Raw genomic sequence first — 18,321 nt, forward strand, 5'->3', positions numbered from 1 at the left:
TTATTTTGTAGCATCATCTTACAACAGTTGCGCGTTTGCTTAAAAATATGTGATAGACTAAATAAGTAGATGTCGTAAGACGTCAGACGTGTTAAAACATAGTGGTTTTAATTTTTCTGGTCATGGAGGACTAAAATGGAACGTCGTTCAACGAAGACGACGAGCCTTATTGAAGATATCGCGGATATCAAAGGTTCGGAGCACACGCGATTCAACCATGCCACAATAAAAATTACACCATCTAGTGAAATCAAAAAATATAGCGAAAACGAATCGGGAATCAATCGCAAAGATAAAAACGAGGAAATAAATCAGAACGAAGGAATAATAGGGTTTAAATTTGTAGCAAATTCGGATTGTGATTTATTAGATATTAAGCCCGCGCAAAAGTCGGAAGCTTCTGCACAACAAGAGCACACAACTCCAATAATAAAAATAAGTATTAAAGAAGACGCTCCCCTGCTTAGTGCACAAAATCTTTTAGAAGATAGCGCCGACGCAAACGGTGCGAAAGAAATTGCACTACAAATGGAAGATGCGCTAGGCGCATGCGACGGGCGCGAACACGATTTTGCAATAACGTACGGAAGTTTTGGAAGCCGATTCTATTTAGACGGATACCAATGCTTTGCGAGCGCAACGAATCTTGGGCCGCAAAGAGTGAGCGGAAAAGCGGCCGAAGTGTGTGCAGCGCAGGCAGAATCTTCGCAAATCTACGACTTTTACTACTCAAGTCACTTGCCAAATCCAGAAGAAATCGCAAATTCGGCCACTCAAGCACAGCCAGACATATGGTTTGCAGGACCTACGATTTGTGCAAGAGACATAAAACGCGTATCTTGCAACTCAAGCGGAACTTTGCACATTCAATTTAGATTGCGCGGACCTGGCCAACATGGAGTGCTTTTTGCTGCTGGAACTGTTGGAACAAAAACTAATCTAGAATCTAGCGGAAAAATAAGCGTGTACGCAGGACCAGAAGGCATAAAAATCACGCTAATCGACAGCGAAACGTGCGTAAAAAGCGTAATCGAAGCAGCCGCAAGCGTTGACGACGGCGAATGGCACGACTTGATTATTCGCGCAAATCGCGGAGCAACCGACATTTACGTAGACGGATACAGCCAGTCGCACAACATAGGACAATTCTGGTTTGCAAACATACCAGAATTAAACGCAGTGAGTATAGGCGAAGACTTGCGCGGAGTGCGATTAATGGGAGAAGCCAGAACAGGCGGAATCTACTTTAGCGCGCTAACCGAAGGACAAATCCAAAGAATATCAAGAGTAAAGCCGCTTGTAACAACCGCATTATTCGATACGGGATATGCTGGCTCGCGCAGCTACAGAATACCGTCTCTTGTAAAAACGCGCATGGGAACGCTAATCGCAGGAGCAGACCAGCGAACAAGCGTTTCAAACGACGCTCCAAACCACATAAACTTTGTAATTCGCAGGTCTGCGGACGGCGGAAAAACGTGGGGTCCTTTGCAAACCGTAATCAACATGCCTGGCAAAAACCTTGGAAAACTAGGCGCGAGCGCAATCGACTCCTGCCCCATTTTAGATCCAGCGGGAAAAAGCGAAAGAATTAACGTATTAATAGACCTTAATCCTAGCGGAATTGGGCTAACAAATTGCAAAACCGCTGTAGGCGTAGACGCGTGCGGAAGAATCAAGCTTATAGACCGCTTAGGCGGCAACTACGCGGCAGCAATGGATGGAAGCGCGGCCGTAAAATTGCCATGCGATTCTAGCGAAAAAGAATGCGCAACAAAGTGGCTAGTTTTCCCAGACGGAAGTATAAAAAATTGCGATTCGCACAATGACTTACGCAATAACTCGCACAGTAAACAAACTTGCGACAGTTCCACGTGGAACATATGGAAATCGCAAGAAATTGCAAGCGAAAGTCAGCCATTATTTGCCGAAAAAACGTGTTATATAGCTCAAATCTACTCGGACGACGACGGCAAAACATGGAGTGTGCCACGCTTAATCGACCACATTGTTAAGGAGCCATGGATGAGCTTCGCTGGAGTATGCCCAGGGAACGGAATAGTTATTAGACAAAGCGAGAAACATTACGGCAGAATACTCGCGCCATTCTATTGCAGCGGCCAAAGCAAATCGCACTATTCTTCGGGAGCGCTTATTTCGGACGACGAGGGCAAAACATGGAGCCGAGGCAAAATGATTAACGAAGGGCGATTGATCAACGGAAAAATCGTGGATCCTGTAACAATGCAAGACGACGATGCAACAAGCTCCGAAACCGTGTTTGTTGAGCGCAAAAATGGCGATATTCTGGCTTTCTTCCGCAATCAAAATCGCTCGGGATGTGTAGGCAAAGCCATTAGTCATGATTGCGGAGAAACTTGGAGCGAGCTAATTTTTGACACAAGTTTGCCAGAGATATTCAGCCAGCCGAGCGCAACCTGTTTTAACAGCGAAAATGCAGACAACGCAGACTGCATAGCGTTTGCAAACGCAAGCCAAATGATGCCTTATCGCGGTCGCGGAGTTGTGAGATTTAGCTACGACGGCGGAAAAACATGGGCAAAAAACGTGTGCATAAACCCATTCCACCACGTTTATCAATGCCTTAGCTCTAGCAATAAACGAACTTTGCAACTACTGTGGGAAAGAGAGACTACTGGAATTTATATAACAGCAATAGATTCCAATCTTTGGAAGCAGGATAATTTACAAATAGATTTTAAAAGCAATGCAAAAAGTTTAAACAATACAGACTTAGATTGTATAAAAAATAAAATAAACACAAGTGAAAAAATGAAAGATTTAGAAGAAGGAATCCTTACGCGAACTGAAAGGAGCCAACATGGAAGAGACATTTAGCAGCCATGAAGACGACGAGATGACAACACTAGATCGTTTATCTTTCTTACAGGCAAGCTCAAACTCAAACTCCGCTCCAATCACAGCTAGAAAACGCTGCGATGAAACAATGGATGCAATCAGGTCGCTCATATTAAGAGAACGCTTGCAGCCAAAAGATATGCTGCCAACAGAACCAATGCTTTGCAACTTGATTGGTGCATCAAGGTCATCGGTGCGCGAGGCGATTCGCAAGCTGGAAGCGCTTAATATTGTGGAAGTTAAGCAAGGAAAAGGCATGTTTGTTGGCTCATTATCGCTTGATCCAATGGTGGAAACACTCGCTTTTCGCTCCTTAATATCCATTAATAAGAATTTTGAAGATTTAAGCGATGTTGTAGAAATGCGAAAATTCCTAGACCTTGGATGCGCGGATAAGGTGGTTGAGTCACTTAAAGGAACACAGCAGCCAGAATTGGAGGCGCTTTCGGAAATAATGACCAAAGAAGCACATGCTGGAAAAACGTTCTTGGAACAAGACATTGCTTTCCACACTGGTATTTTGCGCGCGGTAAACAATACGATTGCAGAGCAATTCGTGCGATGCTTGTGGCTTGTGCATATGGCGGTTTTGCCACAATTGGGGTTGGAAGTTTCGGACGAGCTTGAAAAAACCGCTAGAGCGCACGAGCTTATGCTAAAAACGGCTATTGCGGGAGACGCAGATGGATACAGACAGGCTGTAAACGACCATTACGAGCCAATTCAGTCTATTTTGCTTAATAGACTGCATAAGCACTAAATCGCATAATTTTCTTACGAATCGACTTGCATGAGCGCTGTGACTTAGCTTGGTCTTGCGCGATTTTCCTATTTAGAGTTGCTGAGGGCTGGGTGTTTCTTGTCTCACAACGCTCTGCCTCTTACGCGTAGTCTGTTGTTGCGGTTGTTCCGTTTTGGCTTTGATTTCGTTTTTTGGTTGAAGTTTATTTGTAGTGGTTGATCATTTGGATTATTTGGTATCGGCTGCCGCTCTTATACTGTTCGACCAAGAATCACCCAGCCCTCTTACGTGCTTGAACAATTGCGTATTACTTAATCACCGAGATTCTCGATTTTTCTTGCTGCTTCAGCGAATCACCATTTCATGCTGAGGTTCGCTTCATCCGCTGCGAAAAATCTCGAATCTCCACCTAGCTTGGTGTGCATAAGATGAAAGAACCGCTCTAGTTTAGGGAGCGGTTCTTTCATCTTCAATGGTGATGCCTGAGTACTACAGCATCACGATTAATCGCAACGATACGATTTACGTTACGAAATTTTATGACCGTCGCACCAAACATGCTCAACTGCCAAAGTTCCTGGATTAAGCAAAAGCAAATCGGCTGCGTACCCCTTTTCAACTAAGCCCAAAGGAGCGCTAGTTATAGCATTCGGCTTATCTACTCCAAGTGCGCGGGCAGGAATAAGAGTTGCAGCCGCAATAGCTGCCGGCAAACCAATGCCAAGTTCCTTAACAGCGCGCTCAACTGCCACTTCCAAGATCAGGGTAGATCCTGCAATAGCTCCATTAGAAACAAGCCTTGCGTGACCGTCTGTAACAGTAACGTCTAGAGCACCAAGCTTGTAAGCACCATCCGCACAACCTGTTGCAGCCATAGCATCCGTTACAAACGCAATGCGATTAGGAGCAGCATCAAAAGCCATTCGCAAAACTGGGTTTTCAACGTGGAAACCATCGTTAATAAGCTCAATAGTTACGCGTGAATCCTCCAAAGCAGCAGGAATTGGACCTGGCTTACGGTGATGAATGCCGTTCATAGCGTTAAACATGTGAGTCATAAGCGTAGAGCCAGCATTAAAAGCCGCGCGCGCGGTTTTATAATCTGCATCACAATGCCCCACTGCTGGGATCACGCCAGCTTCTACAAAACGCTTAATCGCTTCCATGCCGTGTTCTCGCTCTGGAGCCAAAGTAATTTGGCGCAAAGTTCCATCTGCCGCCTCAAGCAACGCCTCAACGCGCTCTGGAGTAGGGTCCACTAGGCAATTAGGGTCGTGCGCGCCTTTTCTAGACAACGCCAAGAACGGACCCTCTAAATGCGACCCAAGCACATCTGGACGCGTTTGCATAACACGCTTAACAGTACGCAAATTCTCTTGCATTACGTCAAGAGGGTTTGTAATCAAGCTAAGAACTTGCCTAGTTGTTCCATGAAGCATGTGATACGCGCGCGCTATAGCAATACCTTCGGCACCATCGTCAAACGAATGCTCCCAGGCTCCATGAGCGTGCAGATCAATATACCCTGGCGTAGCAAAACAGCCACACCCATCCACAACACTTAAATCAGATGCGCTTAAGCCGCGAGTGCTAATAGCTAAAGCAAGGTCTTCGTCTAAAATGCCAGTCTCTAGAATTACGCCGTCACTAACCAAAATCCACGAATTGGGTACAATTCCTCGAGCGTCTACAACGTTCACGTTGCGCACTACAAAATTGCGCTCTTCGTTTGATTTTAGTGAATCATCAATCTTCTTTACGGCATCTAAATACACATCTTTTGACATTTCATTCACCTATGCTTGTGCTTATTTGATATCTTATTATCTTAAATTTATTATCTTAAATTTCAGACTTGTGTATCAGATCCCCTGCCAAGATGGCTTATTTGCATACACCCAACGATAGTAGTCAGCAAGCTTAAGTTTGCTTGCAGCAGCCTCATCTATAATCACTGTTGCATGAGGATGCATTTGAAGCGCAGAAGCCGGGCATAGCGAGCTTACTCCACCTTCTACTGTTGCAGCTACCGCATCTGCCTTATTTTCACCAAACGCAAGAAGCACGAGATGACGAGCGCGCAAAATCGTTCCAATTCCTTGTGTTATGCAGTGAGTTGGAACTTGGTTAATATCACCGTCAAAGAATCTGCGGTTGTCTACGCGAGTCTGCTCGGTTAGTGTTTTAACGCGAGTACCAGATGCAAGAGAAGATCCTGGCTCGTTGAATCCAACGTGACCGTCGGAGCCGATTCCCAAGATTTGCACGTCGATTCCGCCAGCGGCAGCAATAGCAGCGTCGTAGTCTGCTCCAGCGTGCGCAATCTTATCACCTTCGCTTAATGGCGCTCCATTAAGAACATCTCCTGGAACATGAACTAAATCTGGGTTTAGGCCTATTAGATCTGTTACAGTTCTGCGGATTGTGCTGTGGTAAGATTGTTCGTGCTCTAATGGCAATCCAATGTATTCGTCAAGCGCAAATCCACGTACGCGGCTCACGTCAACATTCTTGTCTTTTACAAGCTTTGCAAGATGCTCGTAGGCTTTTAATGGGCTTGATCCTGTTGCCAACCCTAGTACTGCATCTGGCTTGCGACTAATCAAATCTACAACAGATTCGGCGTATAGCTCGCCTGCCTCATCCTGATCTTTTACAATAATAACTTCAGCCATCTTTAGCTTCTCCTTTAAAGCTTTGGTGATTTTTGATTCTGCAAATACTCCAAGCAAATATTAGCATTGCGGCATACGTTTAAGCGTACGCCGCAATACCATTTATTTACTATGCACCATGAATAAACGATTTTGTTTAAATTATTTGCTTAAATTATCTGATAAAAATACTCACTTAGTAGAAGCGCTTACTTCTTCTGGGGTCTTTGCCAAAGTCAAGCCAACTTCCTTAAGAACGCGAGCCACGGCTTCAACGTTTTCTCCCTCAAGTGGGCAAACTGGGTCTGGCATCTGATTTGTATCAAACACGCCAAGCAACGCCATTGCGGTCTTAAATGCTCCAACTCCTGCGCCGAAGCCTGCCACTCCGCTAGGAACAGTAACGATTCGCATCAAAGCAGCAAGCCAATCCTGCTCCTTCTTAACTGTTGCCCAATCGCCAGCCTGAGCAGCCTTCCACATGCGCACGTAGCCAGTTGCCTCAACGTTTGCAAGTCCTGGAACAGAACCGTCTGCGCCAGCCATGTATGCGCCGTCAACAACAACCTCTTGACCCGTAAGCAAAGTCAATGGGTGGCCAGCCTTATTGTTGTCGTCTACAAGGAACCTGAACGACACGTCATCGTTGGAAGAATCCTTAACGCCTGCAAGTACGCCATCTTTACCAAGCTTTACAAGCAAAGCGCCTGGTAGCTTTGTGTGTACGCAAACTGGAATATCGTAAGCGAACAGTGGCAAATCTGGAACAGCTTCGTGAATAAGACGGAAGTGGCGCTCAACTTCTGCCATGCCGCCGAGTGCGTAGAATGGCGCTGTTGCAACGATTGCAGCCGCTCCAAGCTCCTTAGCTTCTTTTGCATGCTCAATAACACGGTTTGTTTCCGTATCGATGCACCCAACCAACACTGGCACGCGACCATCAACAATGCGCATTACGGTTTCAATGATTTCACGACGGCGCTTATCTGTGCTAAACGCAACTTCGCCAGAAGATCCAAGCGTAAACAGGCCGTCTACGCCTGCTTCAATCATTCGGTTAAGCGAACGCTCAAAGCTAACAACGTCTACTTCGCCGTCTGCCGTTAATGGCGTAACTACTGGTGGAATAACGCCGTGGAATTTTTCTGCCATGATTAAACTTCTTTCGTATTTTTTATTATTTATGACTTATTGATTTATGATTTATGACTTTAGATTTTGGAATTAATGGGCGGCCTGCATGGATTTACTGCAAGGTCTTAACAGACCGCCCTCGCATTCAAGCTAGCGACTAACGACTAGCGCTTGCTCGCACTGCTTGCACTACTTGCACTCTTCTTCCGTTGGGTGCAACAGCGAAGGCGCCGCGCCCATCAAAATCTTTGTGTACTCATCTTGCGGATTGTTAATCACCTGGTGAGTTTCGCCACGCTCAACAATCGTTCCATGATTCATAACAACAACCTCGTCGGATATGTATCTAATTGTTTGAATATCGTGGCTAATAAACACCATGGAAAGATTCAGCTTCTTCTTTAAGTCGGAAAGAAGATTCAAAATCTGAGCACGCACAGAAACATCCAAAGCGGAAGTTGGCTCATCTGCGATTATTGCATCTGGGTTAAGCGAAAGCGCACGAGCGATTGCCACGCGCTGACGCTGGCCGCCAGAAAGCTGACCTGGCAAAGCGCCAAGAACAGAGTGAGGCAAACCAACCATTCGGATTAGCTCCTTGGCTCTAGCATCGCGCTCAGCTTTGCTTCCAATCTTGTGCACAACAAGCGGGTCAATCAACTGGTCAATCACACTCATGCGCGCATTCAAAGCCATTGCTGGATCCTGGAACACAACGGAAACCACACGTCCAATATCCATGCGCTCTTTTGCAGTTCTATGCGTAACGTCTTGACCTTTGAACAAAACCTTGCCGCTTGTTACTTGCTGAAGACCGCACATAATGTTTGCAGTAGTAGACTTTCCGCAACCAGATTCGCCAACAATACCAATCGTCTTGCCTGGCATAAGCTTAAGATTCACCTTGTTTACGGCTGTAATCTTGTTCTTGTGGAATAAGCCAGATCCTGCTCGAGTAGTGAACACCACTTCGGCGTCGCGCAACTCGATGATTGGAACATCGCCATTTTCGCTTTGAGTTTTGTTTGTTTCGTTAACATTCATGTTCATCGCACATCTCCTTTATCGGAGTTGGTCAAAATTGCGGAAGGCACATCCGATTCTGGCTCTGGAGGCGCAGCGTAGAAGTGCCACGTTCCTGGAATGCGCTTCATTACTGGGCGCACGTCAAGTCCTTGATCTGGATGAGAAGAACGCGGTGCGAATCGATCTCCCTTAGGGAAGTCGGATGGGCTTGGAACAGTTCCTGGAACCTGATGCAATCTTGGAGCACCAGCCTCAATGGAAGTTACGGAGCCAAGCAAGCCACGCGTGTACTCATGATGCGGATCAGTGAGGATTTCCTTAGTGGAGCCTTGCTCAACAACCTGGCCTGCGTACATTACGGTAATCGAGTGTGCAACCTTTGCAACAAGAGCCAAATCGTGGCTTACAAACACCATTGCGAATCCAAGCTTTTCGCGCAATTCGTTAAGAAGGTCAATCACTTGCTTTTGAACAGTAACATCCAAAGCGGTTGTTGGCTCATCTGCGATTATCAACTTTGGATCTCGCGTAAGTGCCATTGCAATCAACACGCGTTGACGCTGACCACCAGAAAGCTCGTGTGGGTAGGATTCAAGCGTGCGCTTTGGATCCAAGCCTACAAGCTCCAATAACTCTTCGGCGCTACGAGTTCCACCTCTAGAAGTTAGCTGCTTCATCTGCGCTTTAATCAGCATTGATGGGTTTAAGGAAGACAACGCGTCTTGGTATACCATTGCGATTTCGTGTCCGCGCAAAGCATTGTGCTCCTTTGGGCTAAGCTTTACAAGATCCTTGCCATTAAAGAGGATTTGTCCGCTAATCTTAGCTTTTGGATCGAGCAAGCCCATAATCGCAAGCGAAGTGATTGACTTACCGCAACCAGATTCGCCAACCAAGCCCATCGTTTCGCCTGGACGAACAGAGAAGCTCAAGTGATCTACAACATTTACGCTGCCGTAGCGTGGGAACTGAATGCACAAGTCTTTAACTTCAATAACTGGAGGCTCCGTAGACGTTGGCTGCAAGCGATCCGTGCGCTTTAACTCAGCCTCGCGAAGCTTTGCCAAAGACTCAACCAAAGCGTCGTGCTGCTCCTTGTAAGCTGCCACTGGGTCGGTGAGAATCCTATCTTCCTTGCGAGCTGCATCCGCATCTGCAGCGCTCTTAGCTACTGGAGCAGTTGGAGCAGCAACCATTGCGTCCGTAATGCCTTCAGAAAGAATGTTTAGGCACAAAACAGTAATCATGATTGCTAAGCCTGGGAACAATGCCTGCCACCAGTATCCGAAGATAACGCCTGCTTTAGCGGAAGACAAAATGTTGCCCCATGTTGGCGTTGGCTCTGGAATACCAGCGTTGATGAAGCTAAGAGAAGCTTCGAACACGATTGCGTCTGCAACAGAAAGCGTTGTGAACACCATAACTGGAGCTGCAATATTACGCGTTACGTGCTTGAGTAAAATCCAAGGTGCGCGAGCACCAGAAACGATTACTGCACGAACGTAGTCTTTTCCATATTCGCTTATTATGTTTGCTCGCACAATTCTTGCGATTTGTGGAACGTAAAGCACGCCGATGGAAATGATGATACCAATCATGGATTGTCCAAGAATTGCAAGGCACACAGCCGCTAATGCGATTCCTGGGATTGACATTACTATATCAATCAGTCGCATTATAAGCTCAGATATCCAAGTGCGGCTTACAGCTGCGATTGCGCCGATTATTGCGCCCATCACTAATGCAAAGAGCACAGACGACAAGCCGATTACCAACGAGTAGCGAGCGCCGTACATAACGCGCGAGAACACGTCTCTACCAAGGTTATCGGTACCAAACCAGTGCGCTCCTGTTGGCGGCTGATAGTTTTGCGTAATCTTTACTGGGTCGCATGGAGCTAGGAATCGCGCGAATACTGCGCAGAATGCCAGTATTGCAATCACAATAAGCGATATTTTAGAACCTAAGCTCATGCTTTTAAATCTGTTAAATTTGATGCCTGGCTTAGATGCGGCATCTACTACCTGATTCTTTCCGAATAGCATGTCACACCGTCCTAATTCTTGGGTTGATTAACACGTAAAGCAAATCAACAATAATGTTTATGAAGATGAATGCAATTGCAACAACCAAAACAACACCTTGAACAAGCATTGGTTGGTTGCCATTAATGCCGTCGAACATTGCAGTGCCCATTCCTGGGAGTGCAAAAATAACTTCGATAACGATTGCACCACCCATAAGGTAACCGATCTTCATACCAAGAGTCGTGATTGGTGTAATCAGAGCGTTGCGGAACACGTTTCTAGCAACCACCACACTCTTTGGAATACCTGCGCCGATTGCGGTTCGCACATAATCCTTATCCAATTCTTCTACCATCGAGGTTCGTATGATTCGCGTAAGTTGACCTGCTACTGGGAGACCTAATGCAAAGCAAGGCATTGCCATTCTAGCGATGTAAGCTTCTGGATCTTCAAAGAACGGCACAAAATCGCCAGATCCTGGGAGCCATGCAAGCTTGATTTGCAAGACGTAAATCAAAAGAACGCCGAGCCAGAAGGATGGAGTTGCGATTGCAATAATCGAAAGCACGCGGACTGTTTGGTCAACCCAAGTGTCGCGGTAAAGAGCTGCAAAAACGCCGAAGATTACTGCAAAGATTATTGCTATCAACAAACCAATGAAGGTTAGCTGCAAGGTGATTGGGAAGGCATCTGCCACTCTCTGAGCTACAGAATCCTTGTTTACGCCGTAAACACCCATGTTTCCTTGGAATAGTCCAACTATGTAAGATCCAAACTGCTCCCACCACGGACGATCGTAACCCATTTCATGGCGGAATGCGGCAAGTGCTGCTGGCGATGAGTTTTCACCTAATGCTGCAACTGCTGGATCATATTTTGAAAATGACATAAGGAAGAATACGAGGAACGTAACACCGAATGCCATGAATGGCAGTGCGATTAATCGCCTACCTAAAAGTCTAAGAAAATTACTCATAAGACATCCACACATCCATTGAAGAAATTTGTTATTAAGGCATAACAAAACCGGCCCATCTGCACAAAGGCGAGAAAGGTAAACAGCCGGGCCGGTTTTGCGGTTAGAGGTTAGGGAAAATGAAGTTTGTTATTTTTTAGCTTGCACCTACTTTGTTAGCTTTGCTTTTACAAGGTTGATGCCAGTGGAGCCGATTGCGTTCCACTCAGCCAATGCGCCCTTCTTTACAGCAGTCGTAGTCTTACGATGGAAGAGTGGGTACAGAGGAACTTCGTCGCTAATTAAATCGAAGCACTGGTTCCAATACTTCTGGCGATCTGCTGGCTTGGACGCTTCAAGAGCTTCATCCATAAGCTTGTGGAGCTTTGCGTATCCTTCGGAGTTCTTCCAGAACGTGCGCTGACGAGTCCAAGCATTGTCGCCGTACCACCAGCTCATAAGCAAATCTGGATCGTTGCCGAACACAGATGGGTCGCCTGGAGCAAGAACCATGGAGTAGTTTGCGTCGTCGCGGTCGGTAATCTGTGGGTAAAGTGCAGAAGACTTCATGGACTTGATTTCTACATCCATACCAATCTCCGCAAGATCGTTCTTGATTTGTGGAGCAAGCTGAGTAATCCAAGTGTGGTCTGTTGTGTAAAGAGTGAACTTTAGTGGACCGCTTACACCAGCTTCCTTAAGCAAGCTCTTTGCCTTAGCAATGTTCTTGGTGTAAACGTTCTTTGCCTTGTGGTAGTTTGCATAGTTCTTTGGCAAGAAGCTTGTTGCTGGCTCGCCCTGACCGCTCATTTGGTTGGTGATGAGCTTGTTCACATCAATCGCGTAGAGAGCTGCTTGGCGAACTCGCTTATCATCAAATGGCTTTTGCTTTGTGTTGAACATAACGAATGGAAGCGTGAAGCCCTGTGCGGTCTTAAGCTCGGAACCAGACGCCTTCAAAGTGTTGAATGCTTGTGCTGGAACCATTTCCATTACGTCTGTCTTTCCACCTTGCATTGCTGTTACGCGAGCAGTATCGTCAACGGTTACGTTCCAAACCATCTTCTTGGTCTGTGCCTTGTACTTGCCGTTATAAAGATCGTTGCGCTCAAACTTTACTTGGTTATCTGTAATGGACACATACTTCCATGGACCAGAGCCGATTGGCATGTTCTTAAGATCTGCGTCAGACTTTGCTGTTGGAACAATCTGGATTAAAGCAAGACGCTGCTTGAACAGTGGGAATGCTTTCTTTAGCTTGAAGATTACATGACGATTGTCTTTTGCTTCAACTGAATCAATAAAGTCGAGCATAGATATATAGAGGCTGCCTTTTGCAGTTGTGCGCTTGAAGGAAGATACTACGTCTCCTGCTGTTACTTCAGTTCCATCAGAGAACTTTGCAGCATCGCGAATTGTTACCTCATATTCGGTGTCGGAAATCTTCTTTGGCTCACCTTTTGCAAGAGCATTGAAGACTTTAAAATTGCTGTAATCAAGAGCATAGAGCGGCTCTGTCACATGCCAGTTTGCTGCCATTGGCAATGCGCCCGAAGTAGTGGATGGCGCAAAGTCACGGCTTGCGTATGCGACTTGAGCTGTGATTGTATCTTTAACAGCAGTCTTTGCTTTTGCTGCCTTGTGGGATTTTGCTCCACCACAGCCAGAAAGCATCATTAATGCGGCTACACCTGCAGCGATTACCGCGGTTAGCTTTGAGTTAATTCGTGCCATATTTTCTCCTCACCATTGAGTTGTTTTCTTCGCATTTCATCCTCGAATGCGAAAACGTTTTAAATTATAGCGCGTGCGTTATTTTCGCGTTACTTTAAACATAAGAGGTCTGATGTCTGATGTCAAGTTATAAGTGTGTCGAATTTGTGAAAATTTTGATTTAATTTTTGAAGTCATTAAATTAGCACAAAATCGCACAAAATCAACACACATATAATCAATACTTTTATTTATTTGTTTACTTTATCCAGTACGGTTACTGGCGACCAATCCGCCTACAATGCACCGCCTACAACTTTGCCGCAAACCAGCGCGTAATCGACGTTGGATGTGTAATTGCAGTTCCAACCACCGCAGCCCAAGCTCCCATTTGCATAACCTTATGCAACTGATCAGGAGTGTGGATACGACCTTCGCAAATAATCGGATAGTTTGGGAAAGCTTGCAAAATCTGACCTAAAAGCTCAAAATCAGGACCATCAGTCTTTGGCCTTCCGGGAGAAGTGCCAGCCAAAGTGGTAGATATAATATCTGTTCCACAATCCGCCGCGCGCTTAGCGTCATCAAAGTTTCCGCAATCAGCCATAACCACTATGCCTTCGTCATGCAAAGCGCGAACAGTTTGCTCGTAAGTCAAACCATCTGGACGCGGTCTATCCGTAGCATCAATCGCAATAATATCTGCCCCAGCAGCAGCACAGCAGCGTGCATGGCGCAAAGTTGGCGTAATATAAACTCCTTCATGACCGTCTTTCCAGATTCCGATTACAGGCACATCTACCTGCCCTTTAATCGCTGAAATATCCGACAATCCTTGGCATCTAATGCCAACAGCACCACCTTCTACGGCAGCCATTGCCATTTGTGCCATTGTTTCTGGGTGTCTTAGCGGCTCTCCAGGATAAGCTTGGCAGCTAACGACTAAGCCACCTTTAATTTTTTCAATTACAGGATTCATATAGATTCCTCCTTTTTAAAATGATTAAAAATGGTTCAAACTTAAATGAACAGCCCAAGCAGCGCCAATCAGAGGAGCAGATCCTCCAAGTTGACCCTTTAAAATTGGGGTGTTCTTAATCAATGTCAAAGCAGAATCTTCAAATCCACTTCGCATAGCATTCCACCAAATATCACCAGCTTCTACAACAGACCCAGAAAGCACAATCACATCTGGATCTATAAGATTAGCCATTCCAGCTACGCACTCACCCAAAGCCTTACCGCTTCTAGCAAGAATTTCTTTTGCATATTCCTCACCAGAATTTGCTCTTACGCAAACATCATAACCATTTTGGGCTTCTTGAGTACCAGCTGGAAGATTTCGATTGTAAAGAGTCGCAAGCCCCGTTCCAGAAGCCACTGGCTCAATGTGGCCCGCACGCGCTCCGCACGAGCAGTCAAAACCTACTCCTAAGTCACTAACAACGTGACCAGCATGACCAGCAACTCCGTGTGCCCCTGTAAACAGCTTGCCGTTTATAATAATCGCCCCACCAATTCCAGTGCCTATGCCAACAGAAAATACAATCGACTTTCCGAGACCCGCGCCGTAAATTGCTTCGCCTAAACCGTGTCCACCAACATCGCCAATCATATAAACTGGCAAGTCAGTTACGCTCTTAAATGCGTCATAAATTTGCTGCCCTCGCCAACCTGGCAGAATGTCTGTAGCAGCTACAATTTCGCCAGTTTTGCTATTTGGCACTCCCGCAGCCGCTATTCCAATTCCGCTAATAGTTTTGCCATTTTTCTGCGCTTCTTCTATGATTTGCGACGCTTTTTTCACTAGGCGATTCTTTATATTTTCTCCACCTTTTGCAGCTTCTGTTGGCATTGAACCATGCTCTTGCACTGTTGGAGAAATGTAATCTGCACTTTCTTGGCGAATATTAGAATCCGGCAAAGTCACTAATCCATAGGCGATTTTTGTTCCGCCTATGTCAAAAGCAAGATATGTAGAGCGAGAATCTTTTGTTTCATTCATAAGTAATTTCCGTTTTCTTTCTTGCGTTTGCGACTTTGCCTATTTACTCACCCTGGACAGCGCTCACAGCGTCATGAATACGCGATAGGTACCCCAAGCGCTCTTCAACGCTCGCGTCTTGCGGAACGCACACTTTTGCACCCAAATAGTCGATTGCATAATCGTCTTTTAGCGCCTCGCGAGTAGTTTCTTGAATTTCTTTAGACGTCATTAATGACGTTGGCTCATCTGGGTTCATTGGCAAATGACCATCAATCCACTCATATCCGTATTGCGTTGCTTCTGGTCCAGCTCCCGAAAACATTAATCCTTGCAATACTCCCGCCTGCCTTGACGCACGCACATGTTCTATAGCAGCTTGAGCATTTCGCTCTTCTACAACGCTTCTTCCCCAGTTTATTGTGATTCCAATCCCAGCATTTTTAGCAATTTGAATCTCTTCTTCTAGTGATAAGAATCCTTTTTCTGGATTCTGTCCTTCGATATATCGGTCGCAATGCTCAATCACCAACTTTGCTCCACACCAATCTAGTTGTGCTAGTTCTTCCAACGACTTTTTCATTGCGTCTGCTTGTGCTATTCGAGTTGGCGCTGTGTGTATTTCCACGTGCGATATATCACAACTATCTCGTTTATCTGCAACATCAGCTATGGCTTCGCGAATATCCTTAAAGAATGCGAGCGCACGATGTCTGCCCTCTTCGCTTGGGCTTGCTAGTCCAAATTCTGGATCTGGGTCAAAGTTTATGTGCCTCATTGTCCCAGGTATTGCGGTTATAGTGTTAGCATGCCAATGCGCAGGTATTGCAGATGCTAGCCACGTGCGATTTTGTGAATCTGCCAAATCTCCTGGGTACGGGATCTCTGTTCCAGCAATCCAGCTTTGTTTACCCAGCAAATCGTAGTATTTTTCTTGATCTTCGCGAGTTTTTGGCAACGATGCGTATGCACCTACAACGAATTTAGCTTTCAGCATGATATCCTCCTTGAAATCGTAGCTGATTTATCTTTTGACTTATCTTTTAACTTGCATTTCGACTCGTCTTTTGATTCGTCTTTTGATTTGTAGATTACACCAATATCACTACAATTCGTCAGACGTCTGATAAATCTTTGTACTTGCGACTAAATTGTTTTCAAACTAAAGCAGCTTAATGTAATAAAGTCATAACAACATTAACGCAACAATTTTCACTTATTTTATGCTAATTAATGATGTATTTAATTGATTAATGCTGTAGCATGGTCATATAAGCTACACCAATACAAGCGTAGATTTGTGCACATCAAGCGCGGATTTGAGCATATAAGAACACTTAGCAGCATCTAGGATTTTCTTAATCGAACTCATATCGTCAAAGTTGATTGCAGAGAGTTATTGAAGAAAATTAAGCATTACTGTAATTGTAATTAAGCGAAGGTGCAGTTTACATAACTTGCTATTTGTAGCTTTTAAGCGTAAAACGCGCTAACAAGATAGTAAAAAAACAAAGGATTAATTCACAAAACGAGTTAATTCGGGTTAATTCCCAAAATAAATGACAAAAGTAGGAGGAATCATGAAGAAAAGCTTCAAACTAATAGGCTTATCTGCAAGCCTGTGTCTTATGCTAAGCATGTTAAGCATCACTACACCAGCGATGGCATATACTCAAAACGAGCAGCTTACAGAAAGACACACTCCTATTACAGAGAAAACAGCTAAACAGATTTCAAATGGAGATATAAAGCTGGAGCTTCCCGGAGCTTTAGACATGGCTTTGTATCATAAAAAGCCTTTAGACCCAAATGCTGATTTAGATGGCGACGGCTTAACTAATAGACAAGAAATTTACACTTATACTAAAAACGGTAAAACTTATTATGGGTACAATTCTCACCCTATGATGAATGACACCGATGGCGATGGTATTCCAGATAATCAAGACAGTAATCCTCGCAGATGGGATATAAGCCCACGAGATATGACGCTATTTTCTGAACTTTCTTATCGCGATGATAGTTATATAAACAAGGTTCTTGATTACACTAAACCACTTCATGACATTTATAAGAACCGCAATGAATATCATCTTATGCACAATGAGATAGCCCCGTTCTGGAAAGTTAAAGAAACCTACCACAATAGGGGTGGTTTTGACGCTGTCTTGTTTGAAAATGTAAGTCCTTATCCGTTCTTAGAGCAAGGAACTGTTCAAGTTCTTGCAATTCGTGGAACTTCTCAATTTAATGATTATGACGATGATCTTGCAATAGCTGTAGGTCGCAATCCAGATCAGGCTTACGATGTTGAACAACTTATTGAGCGTTATGGCAGAGAACACACTGTAAATAATCTATATATTACTGGTCATTCTCTTGGAGGCTATTTGGCTCAACGAGCTTTGATTCGTGCAGACGGTAAAGGATATTCTTGGCTTAAGAAAATCTACACTTTCAATGCTCCTCAAATTTGGGGAAATATCTTCAACCGTTGGCTTCGCACTGCAGCAAACGCAGGGAATCGTCTGACTCGCGAAGGTTATGCTGTTCATTACAAAGTAGACAACGACAGAGTTATTCGTTCTGTCGGCAATTTTGCAGGAGCTATAAGTGTTGGCAATTCTGCAGAAGGGCATGGCTCTCGAAGCTACTTTGAACCACGAATGAACAATTTCCCAGGGTTTACCGTAGGAACTAGAGGAGATATATCTGGTACTGGGCGTTGGATGGAAGAGCTTAATAATTTCTACAATGTTCGCACGTTCTAATTTATTGCTAATTGTTAATTAGTGATTTGTAATTAGCAATAGGTAACTGGTTCGTGTAATTTACTAACAATAAACTAAACGCTGACTTACAAAATGTGTATTAACGCATAAATAAGTCAGCGCTTTTTATATTGATTAATCCAACTATTCTGGGTTATTTCACAAAGATTTTATCTGGCACAAGAACATCCTAGTGGAGAAAGAAAATCATCCCACACCGAGAAGACTCAGGCGAGCTGAACTATTGTCTAGTATTCCAGCATCCAGATAAGACCAAACTAAAACTTTCTTCAATATAAAACTTATGCAATATTCACTCAAACGCATCGCATTCCCACAGCATGCTTATAAGAACTTGTATACACAAAAACGTATTTTTTGTACATTCAATGTACAATTTTTTATACACCCAATGTACAAAAAATACGACTTACA

General features: G+C 44.7%; 13 protein-coding genes. 3 read left to right on the forward strand and 10 right to left on the reverse strand.

Translation table 11 applies throughout. From position 1 onward, the window contains the following. Positions 1-135: 135 nt before the first annotated feature. A complete protein-coding gene (locus HXT55_RS00325; protein WP_421792207.1) occupies positions 136-2,859 on the forward strand; it encodes an exo-alpha-sialidase in 2,724 nt (907 codons plus the stop codon). Then, positions 2,843-3,640, forward strand: a complete 798-nt coding sequence (locus tag HXT55_RS00330) for a FadR/GntR family transcriptional regulator (RefSeq protein WP_004137759.1) — start codon at positions 2,843-2,845, stop codon at positions 3,638-3,640. Before HXT55_RS00325 ends, HXT55_RS00330 begins: the two co-directional genes overlap by 17 nt. Positions 3,641-4,149: 509 nt before the next feature. Here the strand turns inward: HXT55_RS00330 and nagA are convergent. From nagA to HXT55_RS00380, 10 genes are all read right to left on the reverse strand, one after another. After that, positions 4,150-5,409 (reverse strand): N-acetylglucosamine-6-phosphate deacetylase, encoded by a 1,260-nt coding sequence (nagA, locus tag HXT55_RS00335; protein ID WP_421792209.1) that lies wholly within the window; start codon positions 5,407-5,409, stop codon positions 4,150-4,152. Between the two features lie 75 nt (positions 5,410-5,484). Further along, positions 5,485-6,297, reverse strand: a complete 813-nt coding sequence (nagB, locus tag HXT55_RS00340; RefSeq protein ID WP_004116530.1) for a glucosamine-6-phosphate deaminase — start codon at positions 6,295-6,297, stop codon at positions 5,485-5,487. 171 nt (positions 6,298-6,468) lie between these two features. Continuing rightward, on the reverse strand, positions 6,469-7,428 hold the full coding sequence (locus tag HXT55_RS00345) for a dihydrodipicolinate synthase family protein (protein WP_116439746.1): 960 nt from the start codon (positions 7,426-7,428) through the stop codon (positions 6,469-6,471). A gap of 171 nt (positions 7,429-7,599) precedes the next feature. Further along, positions 7,600-8,460, reverse strand: coding sequence for an ABC transporter ATP-binding protein (locus HXT55_RS00350; RefSeq protein ID WP_004116524.1), 861 nt, complete (start codon positions 8,458-8,460; stop codon positions 7,600-7,602). Then, positions 8,457-10,481: a dipeptide/oligopeptide/nickel ABC transporter permease/ATP-binding protein gene (locus HXT55_RS00355; RefSeq protein WP_004116521.1), complete on the reverse strand. Its 2,025-nt coding sequence runs from the start codon at positions 10,479-10,481 to the stop codon at positions 8,457-8,459. Before HXT55_RS00355 ends, HXT55_RS00350 begins: the two co-directional genes overlap by 4 nt. 1 nt (position 10,482) lies before the next feature. After that, the gene (locus HXT55_RS00360; RefSeq protein ID WP_004113928.1) at positions 10,483-11,388 is read right to left on the reverse strand and encodes an ABC transporter permease; all 906 of its coding nucleotides are present in this window, start codon (positions 11,386-11,388) and stop codon (positions 10,483-10,485) included. A 198-nt stretch (positions 11,389-11,586) separates the two neighbouring features. Continuing rightward, entirely contained in the window at positions 11,587-13,152 is a 1,566-nt protein-coding gene (locus HXT55_RS00365) for an ABC transporter substrate-binding protein (RefSeq protein WP_004116517.1), read from the reverse strand. A gap of 289 nt (positions 13,153-13,441) precedes the next feature. Next, on the reverse strand, positions 13,442-14,110 hold the full coding sequence (locus HXT55_RS00370; RefSeq protein ID WP_004113937.1) for an N-acetylmannosamine-6-phosphate 2-epimerase: 669 nt from the start codon (positions 14,108-14,110) through the stop codon (positions 13,442-13,444). A 24-nt stretch (positions 14,111-14,134) separates the two neighbouring features. Continuing rightward, positions 14,135-15,136 (reverse strand): ROK family protein, encoded by a 1,002-nt coding sequence (locus HXT55_RS00375; RefSeq protein ID WP_421792212.1) that lies wholly within the window; start codon positions 15,134-15,136, stop codon positions 14,135-14,137. A gap of 43 nt (positions 15,137-15,179) precedes the next feature. Then, the gene (locus tag HXT55_RS00380) at positions 15,180-16,112 is read right to left on the reverse strand and encodes a DUF4862 family protein (RefSeq protein ID WP_421792214.1); all 933 of its coding nucleotides are present in this window, start codon (positions 16,110-16,112) and stop codon (positions 15,180-15,182) included. Positions 16,113-16,695: 583 nt separating this feature from the next. Between HXT55_RS00380 and HXT55_RS00385 the strand changes: the two genes are divergently transcribed. After that, complete coding sequence (locus tag HXT55_RS00385; protein ID WP_421792216.1) at positions 16,696-17,886, forward strand: lipase family protein; 1,191 nt, start codon at positions 16,696-16,698, stop codon at positions 17,884-17,886. The last annotated feature ends 435 nt before the right edge of the window (positions 17,887-18,321 follow it).

The sequence above is a fragment of the Gardnerella sp. KA00718 genome (assembly GCF_049244285.1).
Lineage (GTDB): Bacteria > Actinomycetota > Actinomycetes > Actinomycetales > Bifidobacteriaceae > Bifidobacterium > Bifidobacterium vaginale.